The sequence below is a fragment of the Crystallibacter degradans genome, assembly GCF_012952295.1.
Taxonomy (GTDB): domain Bacteria; phylum Actinomycetota; class Actinomycetes; order Actinomycetales; family Micrococcaceae; genus Crystallibacter; species Crystallibacter degradans.
This window is the reverse complement of the sequence record NZ_JABBCH010000026.1, coordinates 1-16,679: the sequence shown is the minus strand read 5'-3', so window position 1 is coordinate 16,679 and position 16,679 is coordinate 1. Positions and strand designations below refer to the sequence as shown.

Genomic DNA, 16,679 nt, shown 5'->3' with positions numbered 1-16,679 from the left:
AACGGGCCGGGGCATGGAACCCGTACTCATCACGGCGGACCCGGCGCCTCATGGCGGAGACCACCGCCACTACTGCTGTGCACACCACGTTTCGTCGGCCGCTGAAGCAGCCGCCCAGCGTCCCGAAGAGCATCAGCCTGCGGGCGTGACTACGCCTGTGCCGACCCACCCGCTCCTGCCCGAGCCCTTGCAGTCGCCGGTAAACGCTGGCCCGGCTCCGCCGGCCCCATCCCTCATCCAACTGTCGATCAGCCGTACCTAAACCGCTCCGCGCCCTGACACAAGGCCGCGGCCGATCGAGTGGCATGCGAACGACACGCCTCCATGCACGACCACTGCGGCGTCTGCGCCGAGGCCTGCCGCCGCTGTGAACAGGCGTGCGCCGAGCTGCTGGGCTTGGGCGGACCTCGCCCGCACGCGGCCCGCGCGGTACCGGGATGTCCCTAGGAAAATGTCCCGGTACCCCGGTGGCCGGAACCAAAACACGAACGTGAACGAGAGACATAAGACTAAGCAGAATAACCAGGCCCGGTGCGGAACCGCTGCGGCTGCAGGCCACAAGCGCGAAGCCACGGATAAGAGAAGGAGCAGTTCTGTGTCGCACACGGAAAACGACAAGAAGAACGGACAGGGTCACGTTGAGCACCAGTCCCACGACAGTATGAAGATGTACCTGCGCTTCGGAGCGATGATCCTGACGGCGATGGTGGTGATGTACGCGGCCATGTTCGTCGGCTCCTACGAGTGGAGCCATGTGCGCTGGAGCGAGAGCCGCATGTTCATGGCGCTCACGATGGGCGGGACCATGGGCCTGATCATGCTCGCCTGGATGCTGAACATGTACCGGAACACGAAGGCGAACGTGGCCGTGGTTGTAATCAGCCTCCTGCTCCTCGGGGGCGGAGTATTCCTCGACCGCAGCCAGACCACGGTGCAGGACACAGGGTTCATGAGCTCGATGATCCCGCACCACTCGCTGGCCATCACCCGGTCCGAGCGCGCCGAACTCGCAGACGCGCGGGTATGCCAGCTGGCGGTCGAGATCAGCGAGGCGCAGCGCCGGGAGATCTTCGAGATGGACTGGCTGATCGAAGACATCCAACGCAATGGAGTGGCCGCGACGGCCCAAGAGGCAGAAGCCCGGTCGGTCCCCGATTACCAGGAGCCAGCAGAACGCCAATGTCCCACGGATTGAGAAGAAATTGCCCCCAGTGAGCCGGCTGCCATGATCTCAACAGGAGAAAACGGTGCCCAAAAATTGCGAGACTAAGTGACTCGGAGCAGGGAGTTGTTGGCTACCCTTACCGATCCCCGTCGAGTGCATCAGATGCGATTCTCCGAACTTTAGAGGTGATATGAGCTAAGGCGAAATTGGGCGAGCCGTTGTGGGTCGTTGACCAGGCGGCGTGCGCGGCGTTCGGGGTTGTGCCGCTCGATGAAGTACCGGACCCAGCTCGTGGAGGTCTCATCCCGGTCGAGGGTGTAGACCAGCGCGACGAGGACGGAGTGCTGGACGGCGCCTAGATTGCTTGAGTCGTGTCTGTCCTTGAGCCAGATGGTGATGGCTCTGAGGACGACTCCGCCGCGGTAGGTCAGGGCGAGTTTGTCGTACCTGGTAGCCAATCCCCGCCATTGTTTGAAAACGTTGAAGGAGAGTTCGACGACGTTGCGGCGCTTGTAGGCTTCCTTGTCAAGCAGATCCCGGATCGCCTTTGACGAGTAGGCTTTATCGGCCAACGCGCGGTCCGGCCTCGTCCTTGCCCGGCCAGGACCGAACCGACCTACCCTGAGGGCATCCAGAACCGGGGCAAACATAGGCGCGTCACCGCCCTGACCGGGGCCGACCAGAATGACCAGCGGGTGCATTTTCCCGTCGCGCAGATTATGGATCTTCGTGGTCAATCCGCCGCGGGACATGCCGATCGCGTGGTCGTCAGGTTCCTCAAACAGTTTCTTGTAACTTGGCAAGGCCCCCTATGGCGCGGGGAAGGTTGGTCGCGTGCTGGTGGGCACGGTTGATGGTTGAATGGGCCGAGACTTCCCAATCGCCCTGCCCGGCTGCATCGGCTTCGGCAAGCAGGCGGGACAGGATCGCATCAGGGTCCCATCGCTGCTGAAACGCCGGTGCCGCTGCCAGATGGACTGCCGGGGCCGTCGCTACGTGGACGAGGTGCGGCAAGCGACCTTGTCGAAGTCGAAAGTAAACAGATCCCTACGGAAGATTCGCCCGATGAAGTCGCCGCCGCAACAATAGAACACCTCGGCTCTGAGCGGGTGCTCCGGCCACATTGAGCGGGTTTCTCGATGCTTGCCCTCTTCGTCGCGGTCAAGTGGAAGCCACCCTACGTGCTGTTGCCAGGGAACTCGCCCATGATGAGCTGGCAGATTACCTCTCCCCATGGCAGAGTCCGGCAGGGGACCGGTCCTGGATCGCGATGGCCGCTGCCGCGGACTCCAAATACACACTTGGACTGCTTCCCGCGCTCAAAGCGTCGATTGTTCCGACCCGACTCGTCTGGGGACGCGACGACGAGTTCCAGACAGTCAGTTATGCCAGCGTGACCGGCGTCCGCATGTGGCCGGTTGGCGTTCCGTGATTGACTTACGCGTGCGCCTAATGCTGAAGCAAACGATGGGGCTGCTCCAGATCCTCAACCTGCGATATTGTAGGTAACAGCCTCACGGTATGGCCGCCATCTCCCGGGCGACCGTGAGCATCCCGGGGGCACCTGCCTGCACCGCAGCCATTATTCGTTGTGTTCAATACTCGACTCGGTCAGGTCCCGTAGATGGCGACGAGGTTAGCGAAATCGATAGCGTCCGGAACCGGGTTCGTGTTGTCACCGGTGACGGAGTTCATCACGTCCGAGCGCTCAAGGCGGTGGTCCAGGCCGAGGGTGTGCCCCATTTCGTGGACGACGGTGGCCAGCGCACCGTTGTCGGTAGCCCTGTCCAACGGCTGGGTGTACAAGGTGATGGTTGCACTTTCCATGTAGTCCCCGTTCTCTTCCCATCGCATTTCCCCGTCCGAACCACGTGAACGGCTTCCATCTTCCACGATGGCCACACAGTTCGCGCCGGCGGTGCAGGACTGGGCGGTCACGGCCTTAAGGCAGGGACTCTCGGACCAGATCGTTGCAGCCTCGGTTACGAGCCGGGCGTACCGCACGGAAAGCTGGCCGGTTTCGAACTCCACTACCAGCTCCGCTCCGGTCGGCTTCTGCCACGGTTTGACCGGTGAGTCCTCCGGATCGACATCCCGTACGTCCGCACCTGCCTCGGCCACGCATTTCGGCGGGCTGTCCTCGAGGGTTTCGCGCAAGCTCTCGTCGCGGTCCGGAACGAAGTTTCCAACAGTGTCTTGTGCGGGTCCATCGTCCGGATCCCCTTGGCTGGGGGAGGACACACAGGCGGTTAGGAACAGGCACAGCCCCAACACCAAGGCGGGAAATCGCCTCGCGAGTGTGGAGCCGCAGGTCCGCCGGGACATCGGAAGTGGGGTACCCCGGCTGCTGGTTACCGTCATTATCATGGCTCCCTTGGAGGGTGTGCGCTAGCCTGAACCCCACCCTACGAAAAGAGCCTATGTTTTTGCTGTGTCCAGCTGGCCGTGCGTGTTGTCCTGTGCCGGTCTAAGCCAGGCTGGCACCCGCTCGGACACAAGCGGCTCAAGGCCTTTTGGCTGGGCATTTGTGGATCCGGAATTCCGGTCAGAGGAGGCGGGCGTACCAACTTCGCCGTGGCCCTCCTCCTTTTTCCTAAGGACGGGCAAGGCATCTTGATCGCCCAACAGCGACGACGGCCGGGCAAGGCGGACGGCAACCCGCGGAGAATGGAAAAGGCATCAGCGGCAATGTCTGGCTTCGGGAAGTTCAATGCGCCCTCATGAGGGGCGAGGTCGCCATCAACAGCCTCTTATTGATTCGCAGGAGGGTGCGGGCGGGGAGCTATGGTTTGCCGCTGCCGGGATGAAAGCGGCAAACCATGCATCCGGCGGCCTTCTGATTCAGGTTGTGGCTGCCGGCCGTCCACCACTGCGGTCGTACCATTGTTCCAGCCAGGTCTGCATCTGGCTTATTTCGGCAAGCTGGACTTCTCGAATGTTCGAGCACAGTTCGGTCAGCTCGGCGTGTTCGGCCGATTCAAGGCATTCTTCGGCTTCCCGGACGGCGGCCCAGTGGTGGCGGATCATGGACTGCATGAACCGGATTTCGTACTCGGCGCCGGTGTAGGTTTCGAACCTGTCCATGGAGCGCATATCGCCTTCGCTCATTTTGGGTTCGTAGGTGATGCCGTACCAGTCGTGCAGCCAGGTCTGCATCTGGCCGATCTCCTGCTGCTGGGCTTCAAGAATGGACTGGCACAGTTCTTTCAGCTCCTGGTGGGTTGCTTTCTGCAGGCAGGTCTGGGACATGGCTACCGCCATCGCGTGGTGGTCGATCATGTCCTGGAGGAAGCCCACCTCGTAGCTGGCAGCAGCCTCGCTCTGGGCCGGCGCATCGGCAACAGCAGGGGCGGTAACCGCTCCGGTACCTACCACCGCGCCAAGCGCCAGTACGGCTGACGCCGCCGCAGCGGGAATTCGCTTACTGATCCTGTTTTTCCGCACGGGTTCCATACCTCCGGGTCACTAGGGGGGAGTGCAGTGGGGAGGACGGGACGCCTGGTCGGTGCCCCGCCTGACAAACGCAAAGAGCTTTTACTCGGAGGCTCCGCGGCCTAGGGAGCCGAGCAATTCATTGCAGGCCGTTTCACAGCGGCGGCATGCTTCTGCACAGACGCGGCAGTGTTCATGCATTCCGGCGTGCTGTTCACACTCATCGGCGCATGCCTTGCAGGTTGCGGCGCAGGCTTCCAGCACCGCCTTGGTGATGTTGGCGTCATAGCCGGTATGACGCGAGAGAATGCTGCCGGTAGCGGCGCAGATGTCGGCGCAGTCCAGGTTGGTGCGGATGCATTTGGTCAGCTCCGCCAGCATGTCCTCGGACAGGCAGGCATCGGCGCAGGCGGTACAGGTCTGAGCGCACTCAAAACACGCGGCAATGCACTCTGCAAGTTTCTGCCGGTCCACTCTGCCAAGGCTTTTCGGGTACGTTTCGAGCATCGAAGTGATGTGAGTCATGATCCTGCTCCAATCCGTAGGCTTCTGGTCGACGGCGCCGGCCGTCCTTAAGCACAGTAACCTTACTATTCGTTGTTCCGTCAAGTGCTCCAGCGGTCAATACTGCTGATGAAGCCGGAGCGGCCGGTTCGAAAAAGCTTTCACGGTGGTGCTGTCCGGTCCGCAAGCGCGTGGCGCCCGGGGCCGGTGGGAGCGGTAGCTTGAAAGGGTGAAAATCCGGCCCTGTGGCTTGGTCGAAAGCATGAACCCACGCAGCACAAAAGCATGCGCATCGACACGTGCCCGGTCCTGGAGGTCGGGGAGTCGCAGGAAGGGCGCGAACACGTTGTTCTCCTCGCCGCACCGGACGGAGAAGGGGCTAGAGGAGGTCAATCCCAACTGTCTTCATTTCGCCGTCCTGCAGTTCGCGCCGGCTCTGCAGTGCTACGCCCTCCCGACGAGCGGTACGGCTCAGTGCTGCAAGAACGAGCGGGGTGGCCCCGGTATCGAGAAGGAACAGCCCGCCCTCGTTGCCAACGAGGGCGTACCCGCTTTCCACGCAGTGGCCCATCATGGCACATTCCACGGTATGCCGGCGCGCCCGGTTGAGCAGCTCCGCGTGCGGATACCTGCGGAGGCAGGCCAGATCCACGATGTATCCCTGAAAGGTCTCCGTCGTCATGAGCCTGCGGTCTTTGGGTATGCCGTCAACGATCTAATGCTCGTCGTAGTGGTCGTCGTGCTCCGCGTGCCAGTGACCATCGTGAAGATAATCGAGGTGGTCACCGTGCTGGCGGCTTTCGTGCCCGCACTGGTCACCGTGCTTGTGCTCGCCATGGGACTCATGCACCCCGTGCCCGCTCTGGGTCTCGCTCATTATTTACACACTCCTCGTTCGTCGCGCCATATGTAAACGACGTTAGGCCGCGTCTTTCATCGCGGTCAATGCCTCTAGCCAGCTTCGTGAACCCGTGCGTAGTGTGATGACAAGTAGCCTGACCAGTTTGACGAGGAGCACTTGAGAAAAGGAGCAACAAGTGAGCTTTCCTGCCAGCCGCCACATCTCCCCCTGGGTAGACACCCTGCCACCACCGGAACTGGGGCCAACAGGATTCCGGGACGATGCATCTGACGTGCTGGTCCTCGGAGCGGGCATCACAGGGATCACCACCGCGCTCCTGCTCCAGCGCGCGGGACTGAAGGTGACAGTGGTTGAGGCGAGACGTCTGGCCGGCTCGGTGACCATGCACTCGACCGTGAAGGTGACCTACGGTCACGGAACCCTGTACTCGAAGATCGAGCAGAAGCGGGGGTTCGATGCCGCAGCCGCCTACGCGGAGGCGAACGTTGCCGGATTCGGGGAGATCCTCGCTCTTGAACGTGACCTTAACATCGACTGCATGCTCGAACGCGGACACCCGCATGTGATCTACGCCGAGCAGCCTGAGGAAGTAGAGGCCGTCGAGGCTGAGGCCAGGGTCGCGGAGAGGATCGGGCTTCCTGTCACGCTTGGCCAAGAGGCGCCGGTGCCGTTCGAGGTCGCCGCTGCCCTTCATTTCACGGATCAGGCGCACTTCCACCCTGGGCGCTACCTTGCCGGACTCGCTGAAGCATTCGTCCATGGGGGCGGCAACATCATCGAAGGGGTGCGGGCCCGGGAAGTGAGCGAAGAAAGCCACCACTGCACTGTTGGCACTGCGGCGGGAAAACTGGCCGCTGCCCACGTCGTCGTCGCGACGCACTATCCGTTTCTGGACCGCGGCGGGCAGTTCAGCAGAATGACGGCCAGACGTTCCTATGGCATAGCCGCGGTGCTGCCCGGAGGGAGCAATGCGGGAATGGCCATCAACGCAGGTTCCCCGACGCGCTCAACCCGGACGGTCATGCTCGACGGCGAGGAGCTGCTCATTGTTGTCGGAGAGGGCCACGGTGTCGGCCATGTTTCGGAGACGGGACAGCGGTGGGCCCGGCTGCAGCAGTGGGCGCAGGAGCGTTATGGTGTCACCGACTTTCGCTACCACTGGTCAGCAGAGGAGACGAGCACCCTGGACCACGTCCCATTCGTTGGGTTTGCTGCTCCCGGCTCGAATCGGCTTCTTCTGGCAACAGGTTTTGACGGGTGGGGAATGACGAACGGCACGGCAGCGGCCATGCTCATGCGGGACCTCATCCTTGAACGGGACAACTCTTGGGCGGCTACATTTGATGCCCGCCGGGCCGAAACCAGTCTACCGGGCAAGGAATTCGTTAAGCACAACCTCCATATCGGCAAGATGTGGCTGAAAGACCGGGTCGGCGGACCCCCGAATGGATCGCCTGAAGAGCTGGAGCCCGGCGACGCCGCCGTACTCAAAGTCGACGGTGAGCAGACGGCAGCCCACCGGGACGAGAACGGCGCACTACATGCAGTGTCGGCCGTATGCACCCACATGGGGTGCACGGTGGGATGGAACGATGGCGAGAAGAGCTGGGATTGCCCCTGCCACGGCTCCCGTTTCAATCCGGACGGTGAAGTACTGCATGGCCCGGCAACCGCCCCCCTGTCGAAACAGAGCCTGGGCTAACGCCCGGCGTGGCAGCAACGACCATGGAAGCAGCTCTGTCTACCGGATCAGGAGAATTTCCCGGGACCTTGACCGGGCCGTTGATCGCCGGCTTGGCCAAAGAGCACCGAACCCCTGTGTGGGTGTACGAGGCCGGCAACATCCGCGCGCAGATTGCCCGGCTTCGCCAGTTCGACCTTATCCGTTTTGCCCAGAAGGCAAATTCGAACGTGCACATTCTGGCTTTGATGCGCGGTGAAGGCGTTGCCGTTGATGCAGTTTCGGCGGGTGAGCTTGAACGGGCACTGGCAGCCGGCTATTCAGCAGGAACTCCTGACGAGCAAATTGTGTTCACCTCAGACATACTGGACCGCCAGACCCTGCATCGGGTCGTCGAACTCGGAATTCCAGTCAACGCCGGTTCCCCACAGATGCTGGAGCAGATCGGGCAGGCCGCACCGGGTCATCCCGTATGGCTGAGGATTAACCCAGGATTCGGGCACGGACACAGCCGCAAGACCAACACCGGTGGCGAACACAGCAAACATGGGATATGGCACGAGCACCTGTCCGAAAGCGTTGCCCTGGTCAACAGGTACGGACTCGACCTCATCGGCCTGCATATGCACATCGGTTCCGGCGCCGACTACCACCATCTGGAGGCCGTCTGCCAGGCGATGGTCACCCAAGCCAAAAGCATCGGGCAGGACGTAAAGGCAATCTCTGCCGGCGGCGGCTTGCCATTTCCCTATGCACCCGGTCAGGCTGAAGTGGATACCGACCGGTACTTCCGGCTTTGGGATGCAGCGCGTCGGGACCTTGCCGCCGAACTGGGTCACCCGATCCGTCTTGAAATCGAACCCGGGCGTTTCCTCGTCGCCGGAGCAGGCGTTTTGGTGGCCGAAGTTCGGGCACAGAAACCAGTTGGCAGGAACCACTTTGTGCTGGTCGACGCCGGATTCAACGACCTGGTGAGGCCCGCAATGTATGGCAGCAACCACCGGATCTCGGTGCTGACGGCAGAAGGCGAACTCCGCAGCGACGCCGACCGGGAATCGGTGCTGGCCGGACCGCTGTGCGAGTCGGGAGACGTGTTCACCCAGACTGCCGGCGGCGAGGTTGTCCCAGTGCCGCTGCCGCGTGCTGAAGTCGGCGACCTCGTAGTCATCCACGACACAGGAGCTTACGGAGCAAGCATGTCATCAAATTACAACTCGCGGCCGCTGGCGCCGGAAGTCCTGGTAGATGCCGGCCGGGCAACCCTGATCCGCCGACGGCAAACCATCGCAGAACTCATCGCGCTGGAGGCCGGGCCTCACGGGTAGAAGGTCACCCTCGAACTGGCTCCCGCTTCCGGATCTGCTGTGCCCGGCTTCCACCCTTTGCCATACGCCCCGTCTAAGCAGCCGCCGGCATCTGCAAAGGGGTGCGGAACGCGCAACTGTCCCGGGGGCGTTTGGTGCCCTAGTCCGGCTTCCGTGGATGCCAGTGTTCAAAGGCAGGGTCAGCGAGGATTTCTGGACTTGAATTATACCCCAGCAGGGTATAAGATGGAGTGTCTATGGATAGGAGATGCCATGAGTGAGCAGGCTGTCATTGACGATCGTATCGATCACGGTTACACCTCGGACAAGGAAGCGTACCTGCGCAGACTGAAGCGTATTGAGGGCCAGGTCAGGGGTATCGCCCGAATGGTGGAAGAGGATAAGTACTGCATCGACGTACTGACCCAGGTTTCCGCCATCAACAAGGCCCTCCATGCCGTGAGTCTGGGCTTGCTTGAAGACCACATTGCCCATTGTGTGGTCGGGGCCGCCAACGAATCCAGAGAGACGGGCAATCCCCAGGCTGTCCAGGAGAAAGTTGCCGAGGCTTCCGCGGCTATCGGCAGGCTGCTGCGCTAGGCGCATCGGCAACTTGAAGCCGCCACGATCCAGAAAGAACACCCTCATGGAAACACGAGTCGGCATTTCAGGCATGACCTGCAACCACTGCATCGCCTCGGTTGCTGAAGAACTCATGGAACTTGACGGTGTCGAAATCGTCACCGTTGACCTCAAGAAGGACGGCGTCTCCACCGCTTCCATCACGTCCGGGAGAGCCCTGGACCCGGCTGAGATCAGCGAAGCCGTCACCGAGGCCGGCTGCCAGGTCGTGTCCAACAACGCCTGAACGGCTAACCGAAACCGCGGGCCTCTACCGTGGTGAGCGCGATGATCCAGAGGGGCCAGCCGCCGAACTTCCAAGTGCATCGCTCGCCGCGATCAAGGCTGGCTTGTTCCCTGTCTTCGCCTGTAAACACCTCTCGGATTCCGACGCGGCTCCGGGGGCGGCAGTATTCGTGACCCCCGGGACCGCTATGGCCGCCCCGTCCTTTCGCCTCGTCGCGAACCCGTTCCCGCAGTGCGCGTTGCCAAGTAAGAAAGCTCCGCCCTTGACGGCCGGTGCACGTTCCGGCGCGGCTCAACAGGGGCAGGTCACGGAATTGTAACGTCAACGTTTTTTCCTGTAGATTGGAGGCCGCGCATACCCATCGCGGGTATGGCCCTGGTCTGTCCGCCTAGCCCTGTCAGCAGACCAGTCCGTTCGAAATACCAGACAGGGGCGGAGGAACCACATCCGGTGCCTTGGGGCACCTTGGGGTGAAGTCCGGTCAGCTACTTCCTTTTAACGGGGGTGCTTGCTGCCCGGACCGAGTTGAACTCTCACTCGAATCCGACAGCTAACTTCGCAGGCGTACGGAGAGGACCCCTTGAGCAATCACACAGGAGAGCGCGGACGCAGGCGCGCCGTCGCTCCTTCAGCAAGCCCTTTACGAAACCGCACTCAAGCCGGACGTCGGAGAGCAGAGCCGCAGCCTGCTGCAACCCTTCAGGGCCTGACACGAAAGGTGGCTCTCGGAGCAGTGGCAACCGGTTTGGTAGCTGTAGTGGCGTTGCCGGCGGCCCAGGCTCAAACGAGCCACAACCTCGACTCCGAGACGGTTTCGAACGTACCGGCCAGTACGGCCGTGGCCGCGGCGAACGTTGTACTGGACTTCAGCCGTTCCGAAATTTCCAGCAAGGCAGCGCCGGCAAAAACCGAGCCGAGCAGCGACCAAAAAGCCTCTGCGGCCTCTGCGGATGCAGCAGAACCGGCAGCGGATAAGCCTCGTGCAAAGGAACAACCAGCCGAGAAACCGGAAACGGAAGCACCCGCCGAGACCGGGCAGCCGGTCACCGGACTGGCCGGGCCGTTGGCACAAATGAACATCAGCTCGCCGTTCGGTTACCGCACCAACCCGCTTACGGGCGCATCAGGCGAGTTCCACAACGGCACTGACTTCTCCAGCGGCTGCGAAACTCCTGTTTTGGCATCAGCTGCAGGAACCGTCGTCGAGGCTTCGTCCAGCGCGGCCGGCTATGGAAACCGCGTCGTAGTCGACCACGGCGGCGGACTGAAGACAACGTACAACCACTTGGGCAGCATCGCCGTGCAGGCGGGACAAGAAGTCGCCGCGGGAGAACGGGTTGCCGGCGTTGGCACGACCGGTAACTCAACGGGCTGCCACCTGCATTTTGAGGTACTGGTGAACGAGGAAACGGTCGACCCGGCCGGCTGGCTATAAACCATAGACGATCTGCGGGGCTGCACACGTCGGTGTGCAGCCCCGCTTTTATATGCCGTCCGGGTGACTGCCCCTTCCGCATCGATGCCCTTATGCGCATCACACTTCAGCCCGACGCCCGGATTCGAGCCCGTTCCACACCCCCTGCAAACGAGTAGCAAGGATGCGAAAACGGGTAAGGGGTACTCGTGCGACAGCATTTGAGGCCTTCTAGTCTGTCAATGTCGGGTAGACGGGGCTGAGACAAGCTCAGAAACCCGGTCACTGAAAGTGCGGACACGACTCCGGGCGCTGTGCAACACCGCTTGGGGCGGGGGACCGGGAAATGAAAACAAAGTCAGCGGCAGCAACATGTGGCCGAATGTCGGCTCTCCGGCGTGTTCCGCCCGGCGTCCTGCTCAGAGCACAAGCTGGCCTTTCCGGGTATGACTGCTATCAGGGCAGGCCAGGGCGCTTGCCGAGGTTGGCCCTGCCGGATCCCTGTCAGCAAGAGAGCCGGCTCCATGATCGTGGACAACGGAAGCGTCGATAGGAAACATCATGGGTCTCAGCAAGTATCGCCGCGGTGACAGCTCCAACGAAAGCAATGCGCAGCCGGAATACGTGCGCACACGGCCCAAACGCTCGCTGCAATGGATCACCGGGATGCTGCTGCTGGCATTGCCTGCGGCCTTCCTCCTGTTCGGCGGTCAGTTCCTGGCGTCCGGGGACAACAGCCGGGCTGCAGAGGGTATTGCCGGGCCTGGCCCTGGCGGTGCACCGACGGTCAGTCCGGAGCCCGTTCCCGGGAACCGGGCAGCGGCGGCCGCGATCGATGTGCCCGAGTACGAACCCGCAGAACCGATGCCTGAGGTAGACGGCCAAACCGTGGTGTCCCTGACCTTTGATGACGGGTTCGCCGGCCAGTACCGTGCTGCCGAGATCGTGTCCGAGGCCGGGCTCGATGGCACCTTTTATATCAACTCAGGCAACCTGGACAAACCCGGATACCTGACTCTAAAACAGGCCAAGGAGATAGCCCTCGACGGTCACGAAATCGGGGGGCACACGTTGTCCCACGCGGACGTCCGCGAGTTGTCGGCGGACGAGGCTGCCAGACAGATCTGCGTCGACCGTCAAAACCTGGTGGAGTGGGGGTTTTCCGTGACGAACTTCGCTTTCCCTTTCGCGTCCCGTAACCAGCAGGTGGAGAACAGCGCCAGGGAATGCGGCTATAACAGCGCCCGCAGCCTCGGGGACATCCGGACCCGGTTCAGCTGCGAGGGGTGTCCTACGGCAGAATCGCTGCGTCCAGCCAAACCTTACCGCCTGCAGGCACCTGAGGAAGTTGAGAACAACTGGACACTTGCAGATATGCAGGAAGCCGTTACCTCCGCTGAATCCGATGGCGGCTGGGTCATTCTGACGTTCCATGGATTGTGCCCGTACGAATGCACTGAGATCGGTGTCGAAGAGGACACGTTCACCCAGTTCGTCGACTGGCTGGCCGAGCTTAATGCCGGCGGGACTACTGTAACAAGGACTGTTCAGGAGGTAATCGGCGGCCCGAACCGTGAACCGGTCATCTGGTCCTCTCCGTCGCCGGCGGACAGTAGCGTCAACGGCGTCAAGAACCCCGGGCTCGAGCAGCGGGGAAGCACCGGCACGCCGGTATGCTGGATGGAGGGCGGGTTTGGTCTGAACAAGGCGGAATTCAGCACGGGAGAAGGCCGAAGCGGGTCTTCCGGCACCCGGGTGGTTGTCGAAGGCTACGTCGACGGAGATGCGAAGCTGGTACAACAACAGGATCTGGGGGAGTGCGCCCCGGCCGTAGCCCCTGACGAGCGGTACTCCCTTCGCGCGTGGTACCGGGCCGACGCGCGGACCCAGTTCAGCGTTTACTACCGCGACGGGATCGGCTTGTGGCACTACTGGACTGCCGGCCCGTACTTACCCGCAAGCGACGACTTCACCCAGGCAGAATGGACGACACCACCCGTACCCGACGACGCCACCGCCCTAAGTTTCGGACTGGCTCTGCTGGGCAACGGCGAGCTGACCACGGACGACTATGCCCTCTACAACTCCGAGGGCGCACCCCCGCTTGAAGGGCCAGCACGATGAAACCGGGAACGGCAGCAACGCTCCTGTGCTGTCTGGCACTCGCGGCCTGCGCGGTGCCTGGCGGGACCGCACTCCGGCAGAGCGGCCCGGGCTCCGCAGAACTGGCCGGCGAGGATGATTACCCATGGCACACGGACATCGTTGCCACTACTTTCTGGGTGGGCGAGATTCTCGACCCCGGTACGTCGGACGGAAGTCAGGAACTGTCCACCTACGACAGCCACTGGATGGAGAGCTACGGTGGCTGCGACGGCGTGGTCATCGACGGGGTCTGCAACACCGAGCGGCGCACAGCAGAGAACGGCTACGCGCCACTGAACATGGAGCCAAAGGAAAACTACTTCTACCTTGATCTGCCGTTCGACGATCTCAACAACCCCCAAGCGTTCGCGACGCGGGCGAAAGTGATTCCGTGGGCAGACCAGCCCGGCTACGCGGGCAAGGCAACCGACAAGTCCTTCAGCTACATGAAAAACCGGTGGGTACGGCTCAAGAAAGGCGACCGGATCTGTTACGGGCAGGTGCAGGACGCGGGCCCCAACGTCTATGATGACGCGGCCTATGTGTTCGGAGAAGATGACCCTCGACCCGCCAACACAAGATTCAACGTGGCCGGCCTCGACGTATCCCCGGCGCTGAACGGCTGCCTGAAATTCAGTCAGCTGAACGGATCCCAGGACCGCGTGGACTGGCAGTTCGTCGAAGCGAAAAACGTACCCGAAGGCCCCTGGAAGGAGATCGTTACCACCAGCCCAGTCCAACACCGCTGACACCTGCGGGAAGATCGGGTAACCGGCAAAGACCATGCCCTCGGCAGGTGCGCGGCACCCGGCACGGGCGCCTTCGTTCAGCACCCATACCGGGTTCCAAGCAAGACCGATACCAGTTACCGCCCTGTTACCCGTCTACGCCTCCGGTGCAGGCCGCGCCGGGCTCCGGTGTCTGCTCTCCCTGAACGTACTTCGCCAGGAACGGCGCAAGCCGGCTGTCAGAAGCAGTATCAACAGTCAGTTGGGTTCCCCACGCGCTGGCGGCAACCGGTGTATCCTGATTCGAATTCGGGCTCAACAGGACATAGCTGCGCTCACCCACCAGGTCAGTCAGCAGATTGATTTCGCGCTGCGGAAGATCCGGGCGGTAAGTGATCCATACGGCCCCGTGTTCCATGGAGTGGATGCCCCGGCCTTCATTGACGGGTTCGGTGTACACTCCACAGTTTGTCCATACGGGCGAATGGTCCCCGCCGACACCCGGGTTCTGGTCGTATTCGACCGCCGCCTCCACATGCCGGTTGGACAGGTCTTCGTAGGTCTGCACTCCGGCTATGGGCTGTGCCGCAGCTTCTGACAGTTCCCGGCTCTTTCGGGCTTCCCCGCTGATGACGACGGCGACCCAGACGACGAGGCCCAGAAGGACGACCCCTGTTCCTCCGTAGATGAGGAAGTTCCGGCGCCGTTCCTGTGCACGTTGTTGTGCTTTGAGTTTTTGTATCTGCTCCCTGCGTGCGTCCCTGTCCTGCTTTTTGGGGTTGGTCACTGGCGGACTCCTTTATCTGTGTCGTATTTGAGATAGTGCGTTGATACTGGTTCGAAGTGGAACCTGGGCGTACGTTTACTTCCGGTCTGTATAAGTGCGCCAGCGTTCCTTGACCGGCTCGGGCAACGCGTCCCAGGCGGGTGCCTCCGGCATCCAGAGTCCTCCCAGCATTGCCTGGCGCTCCTCATAGAGCGTTCTGCCTGCGGCGTCACGGTTTGCGTCGACACTGCTGGGTTCCGGTGCGGAGTTGTCCTGACTTTCGGGAGTGGTCATGGCGCGCTCTCTTTCTTTTTGGCTGGTTCGGTTTCGCTGGCGGTCGAAGCGGAACGGTTTTCGGACGGGGGAATACTTGCGCGGGGGTGCCGGCGCAGCATCAGGAAGGCCGTCAGGCCGCCGAGGAACAGCAGGCCGGAGACCCAGGTGTTGACCCGCAGGCCGAGGATCGTGTTCGCGTAGTCGGAGCGCATTAGCTCGAACCCGAAGCGGCCGGCTGTGTAAAGGGTCACGTACAGGGCAAAGACGGAGCCGGCACCCGGTTTGAACCTGCGGTCGATGGCCAGCAGCGCCAGCCCGGCAGCAAGGCACCAGAGCGATTCATAGAGAAAGGTCGGATGGAAGTAGCCCAATACGACGGGGGCCCCGTCGGCGTTCAGCACGGCGCGGCCCTGGGCCAGATCCATGTCGTGGATCTGGAGCCTCCATGGCAGGTCGGTGGGCCCGCCGTAGAGTTCATTATTGAACCAATTTCCCCAGCGGCCGATGCCCTGGGCCAGGAGCAGCCCCGGTGCGGCGGCGTCCAAAAATGCGGGCAGGGGAACGTTGTGCCGGCGGCATCCGATCCAGGCACCGACGATGCCCAGGGCGACGGCGCCCCAGATGCCAAGCCCGCCGTCCCAGATCCTCAGGGCGTTCCACGGGTTTCGGCCGGGACCAAAGTACAGCTGGTTGTCGGTAATGACGTGGTAAAGGCGGCCACCGACGATGCCGAAGGGGACGGCCCAAAGGATGACGTCCAGGGTCTGTCCCGGATCGCCGCCACGGGAGGTGAGACGCCGGTCGGTGAGCCAGGTGGCCAGGACTATTCCGGTGAGGATGGCCAGAGCGTAAAAGTGGATGGTCAGCGGGCCGACCTGGATGGCGCTGATCGTCGGGGACGGAATAAACAGTTCCGCCGGGAGGGACGTTGTCATGGTGCTCCAATGCATCGGCGCTTGCCGGTTCCGTGGAAGCCGGCAAACGGAAGGATTACTGCAGGTAGGAGAAGACGCCCATCATGCCGCGTTCGGCGTGGTAGGCGTTGTGGCAGTGCGTGAGCCATTGGCCGGGGTTGTCGGCATCAAATTCGAAGACCACGGTCTGCTTTGGTTTGACGATGACGGTGTCTTTGCGGGCACGGTTGTCGGCAAGCTGGAAGGTATGCCCGTGCAGGTGCATGGGATGCCACATGTCGGTGTCGTTGACAATTTTGACCTGTACGCGTTCGTTCAGCCGGAGGTCGAAGGCCCCGTCGAGCGGTTTGGCCATGTCGAAGCGGCGCCCGTTGATGCCCCAGTCGTATTTCTCCATGGAACCGGTCAGCCGCATCTCGTGGACCCGGTCCGGCGGCTTGGGCGCGAACAGGACCGATTCGTCTGCTTTCAGGCGGCTGCCATCCGTAACGGCTCCGTCCAGCGTCTTGGGCATCCGCCCTGCCGGGGGAGGTGTTCCGATTCCGGTGCTGATCAAACCGTAGGCGTTGCCTTCCTTGCCTTCCGGCAGTGCCAGGACGGGCGTGTAGCCGTCGCGCACG

General features: G+C 62.2%; 19 protein-coding genes, 1 pseudogene and 1 riboswitch. Of the genes and pseudogenes, 10 read left to right on the top strand and 10 right to left on the bottom strand.

Going from position 1 to position 16,679, the window contains the following annotated elements; all coding sequences use genetic code 11:
- Window positions 1-306 precede the first annotated feature (306 nt).
- Together HGO92_RS21740 and HGO92_RS21735 are read left to right on the top strand one after the other, a co-directional pair.
- A pseudogene (locus HGO92_RS21740) lies at window positions 307-447 on the top strand (four-helix bundle copper-binding protein); the annotation flags it as partial.
- A gap of 148 nt (window positions 448-595) precedes the next feature.
- Entirely contained in the window at window positions 596-1,195 is a 600-nt protein-coding gene (locus HGO92_RS21735) for a DUF305 domain-containing protein (protein WP_346769057.1), read from the top strand.
- A 149-nt stretch (window positions 1,196-1,344) separates the two neighbouring features.
- Here HGO92_RS21735 and HGO92_RS21730 read toward each other — a convergent pair whose 3' ends face one another.
- Window positions 1,345-1,968, bottom strand: coding sequence for a transposase (locus HGO92_RS21730; protein WP_169998586.1), 624 nt, complete (start codon window positions 1,966-1,968; stop codon window positions 1,345-1,347).
- Between the two features lie 362 nt (window positions 1,969-2,330).
- Between HGO92_RS21730 and HGO92_RS23500 the strand changes: the two genes are divergently transcribed.
- Window positions 2,331-2,597: a hypothetical protein gene (locus tag HGO92_RS23500; RefSeq protein ID WP_205834921.1), complete on the top strand. Its 267-nt coding sequence runs from the start codon at window positions 2,331-2,333 to the stop codon at window positions 2,595-2,597.
- A 179-nt stretch (window positions 2,598-2,776) separates the two neighbouring features.
- Here HGO92_RS23500 and HGO92_RS21720 read toward each other — a convergent pair whose 3' ends face one another.
- The 5 genes from HGO92_RS21720 to HGO92_RS21700 all read right to left on the bottom strand — a co-directional run bounded on the left by HGO92_RS21720 (window position 2,777) and on the right by HGO92_RS21700 (window position 5,978).
- Window positions 2,777-3,406, bottom strand: a complete 630-nt coding sequence (locus HGO92_RS21720) for a matrixin family metalloprotease (protein ID WP_346769056.1) — start codon at window positions 3,404-3,406, stop codon at window positions 2,777-2,779.
- Window positions 3,407-4,006: 600 nt separating this feature from the next.
- Window positions 4,007-4,609, bottom strand: a complete 603-nt coding sequence (locus tag HGO92_RS21715) for a DUF305 domain-containing protein (RefSeq protein ID WP_169998582.1) — start codon at window positions 4,607-4,609, stop codon at window positions 4,007-4,009.
- 90 nt (window positions 4,610-4,699) lie between these two features.
- Window positions 4,700-5,122, bottom strand: a complete 423-nt coding sequence (locus HGO92_RS21710; RefSeq protein WP_169998580.1) for a four-helix bundle copper-binding protein — start codon at window positions 5,120-5,122, stop codon at window positions 4,700-4,702.
- 358 nt (window positions 5,123-5,480) lie between these two features.
- The gene (locus tag HGO92_RS21705) at window positions 5,481-5,783 is read right to left on the bottom strand and encodes a hypothetical protein (RefSeq protein ID WP_169998578.1); all 303 of its coding nucleotides are present in this window, start codon (window positions 5,781-5,783) and stop codon (window positions 5,481-5,483) included.
- Between the two features lie 33 nt (window positions 5,784-5,816).
- Window positions 5,817-5,978: a zinc transporter permease gene (locus HGO92_RS21700; protein ID WP_169998576.1), complete on the bottom strand. Its 162-nt coding sequence runs from the start codon at window positions 5,976-5,978 to the stop codon at window positions 5,817-5,819.
- Window positions 5,979-6,138: 160 nt separating this feature from the next.
- On the opposite strand from HGO92_RS21700, the gene HGO92_RS23975 reads away from it, so the two are divergent.
- The 7 genes from HGO92_RS23975 to HGO92_RS21665 all read left to right on the top strand — a co-directional run bounded on the left by HGO92_RS23975 (window position 6,139) and on the right by HGO92_RS21665 (window position 14,124).
- Window positions 6,139-7,665, top strand: coding sequence for an FAD-dependent oxidoreductase (locus HGO92_RS23975; protein ID WP_169998574.1), 1,527 nt, complete (start codon window positions 6,139-6,141; stop codon window positions 7,663-7,665).
- 23 nt (window positions 7,666-7,688) lie between these two features.
- Entirely contained in the window at window positions 7,689-8,969 is a 1,281-nt protein-coding gene (gene lysA, locus HGO92_RS21690; protein ID WP_169998573.1) for a diaminopimelate decarboxylase, read from the top strand.
- Between the two features lie 252 nt (window positions 8,970-9,221).
- The gene (locus tag HGO92_RS21685) at window positions 9,222-9,548 is read left to right on the top strand and encodes a metal-sensitive transcriptional regulator (protein WP_205834919.1); all 327 of its coding nucleotides are present in this window, start codon (window positions 9,222-9,224) and stop codon (window positions 9,546-9,548) included.
- A 46-nt stretch (window positions 9,549-9,594) separates the two neighbouring features.
- A complete protein-coding gene (locus HGO92_RS21680) occupies window positions 9,595-9,816 on the top strand; it encodes a heavy-metal-associated domain-containing protein (RefSeq protein ID WP_169998571.1) in 222 nt (73 codons plus the stop codon).
- A gap of 410 nt (window positions 9,817-10,226) precedes the next feature.
- Window positions 10,227-10,395, top strand: a riboswitch (cyclic di-AMP (ydaO/yuaA leader).
- 154 nt (window positions 10,396-10,549) lie between these two features.
- A complete protein-coding gene (locus HGO92_RS23970) occupies window positions 10,550-11,251 on the top strand; it encodes a M23 family metallopeptidase (RefSeq protein ID WP_346769055.1) in 702 nt (233 codons plus the stop codon).
- Window positions 11,252-11,791: 540 nt separating this feature from the next.
- The gene (locus tag HGO92_RS21670) at window positions 11,792-13,354 is read left to right on the top strand and encodes a polysaccharide deacetylase family protein (protein WP_169998569.1); all 1,563 of its coding nucleotides are present in this window, start codon (window positions 11,792-11,794) and stop codon (window positions 13,352-13,354) included.
- A 158-nt stretch (window positions 13,355-13,512) separates the two neighbouring features.
- Complete coding sequence (locus tag HGO92_RS21665) at window positions 13,513-14,124, top strand: hypothetical protein (protein ID WP_169998567.1); 612 nt, start codon at window positions 13,513-13,515, stop codon at window positions 14,122-14,124.
- Window positions 14,125-14,251: 127 nt separating this feature from the next.
- On the opposite strand, the gene HGO92_RS24590 is transcribed toward HGO92_RS21665, so the two are convergent.
- The 4 genes from HGO92_RS24590 to HGO92_RS21645 all read right to left on the bottom strand — a co-directional run.
- Window positions 14,252-14,890 (bottom strand): DUF3105 domain-containing protein, encoded by a 639-nt coding sequence (locus HGO92_RS24590; RefSeq protein WP_169998565.1) that lies wholly within the window; start codon window positions 14,888-14,890, stop codon window positions 14,252-14,254.
- Between the two features lie 75 nt (window positions 14,891-14,965).
- Complete coding sequence (locus HGO92_RS21655; RefSeq protein WP_169998563.1) at window positions 14,966-15,163, bottom strand: hypothetical protein; 198 nt, start codon at window positions 15,161-15,163, stop codon at window positions 14,966-14,968.
- A complete protein-coding gene (gene lgt / locus HGO92_RS21650; protein ID WP_169998561.1) occupies window positions 15,160-16,080 on the bottom strand; it encodes a prolipoprotein diacylglyceryl transferase in 921 nt (306 codons plus the stop codon). Before lgt ends, HGO92_RS21655 begins: the two co-directional genes overlap by 4 nt.
- A gap of 55 nt (window positions 16,081-16,135) precedes the next feature.
- A partial coding sequence (locus HGO92_RS21645; RefSeq protein WP_169998559.1) for a multicopper oxidase domain-containing protein occupies window positions 16,136-16,679 on the bottom strand: 544 nt, incomplete at its 5' end.

Bases quoted from the DNA above. Each gene is read 5' to 3' on its own strand.
- lgt (WP_169998561.1), bottom strand. From the start codon at position 16,080: ATGACAACGTCCCTCCCGGCGGAACTGTTTATTCCGTCCCCGACGATC.
- HGO92_RS21685 (WP_205834919.1), top strand. From the start codon at position 9,222: ATGAGTGAGCAGGCTGTCATTGACGATCGTATCGATCACGGTTACACC.
- HGO92_RS21700 (WP_169998576.1), bottom strand. From the start codon at position 5,978: ATGAGCGAGACCCAGAGCGGGCACGGGGTGCATGAGTCCCATGGCGAG.
- HGO92_RS21710 (WP_169998580.1), bottom strand. From the start codon at position 5,122: ATGACTCACATCACTTCGATGCTCGAAACGTACCCGAAAAGCCTTGGC.
- HGO92_RS21705 (WP_169998578.1), bottom strand. From the start codon at position 5,783: ATGACGACGGAGACCTTTCAGGGATACATCGTGGATCTGGCCTGCCTC.
- HGO92_RS21680 (WP_169998571.1), top strand. From the start codon at position 9,595: ATGGAAACACGAGTCGGCATTTCAGGCATGACCTGCAACCACTGCATC.
- HGO92_RS21655 (WP_169998563.1), bottom strand. From the start codon at position 15,163: ATGACCACTCCCGAAAGTCAGGACAACTCCGCACCGGAACCCAGCAGT.
- HGO92_RS21670 (WP_169998569.1), top strand. From the start codon at position 11,792: ATGGGTCTCAGCAAGTATCGCCGCGGTGACAGCTCCAACGAAAGCAAT.
- lysA (WP_169998573.1), top strand. From the start codon at position 7,689: ATGGAAGCAGCTCTGTCTACCGGATCAGGAGAATTTCCCGGGACCTTG.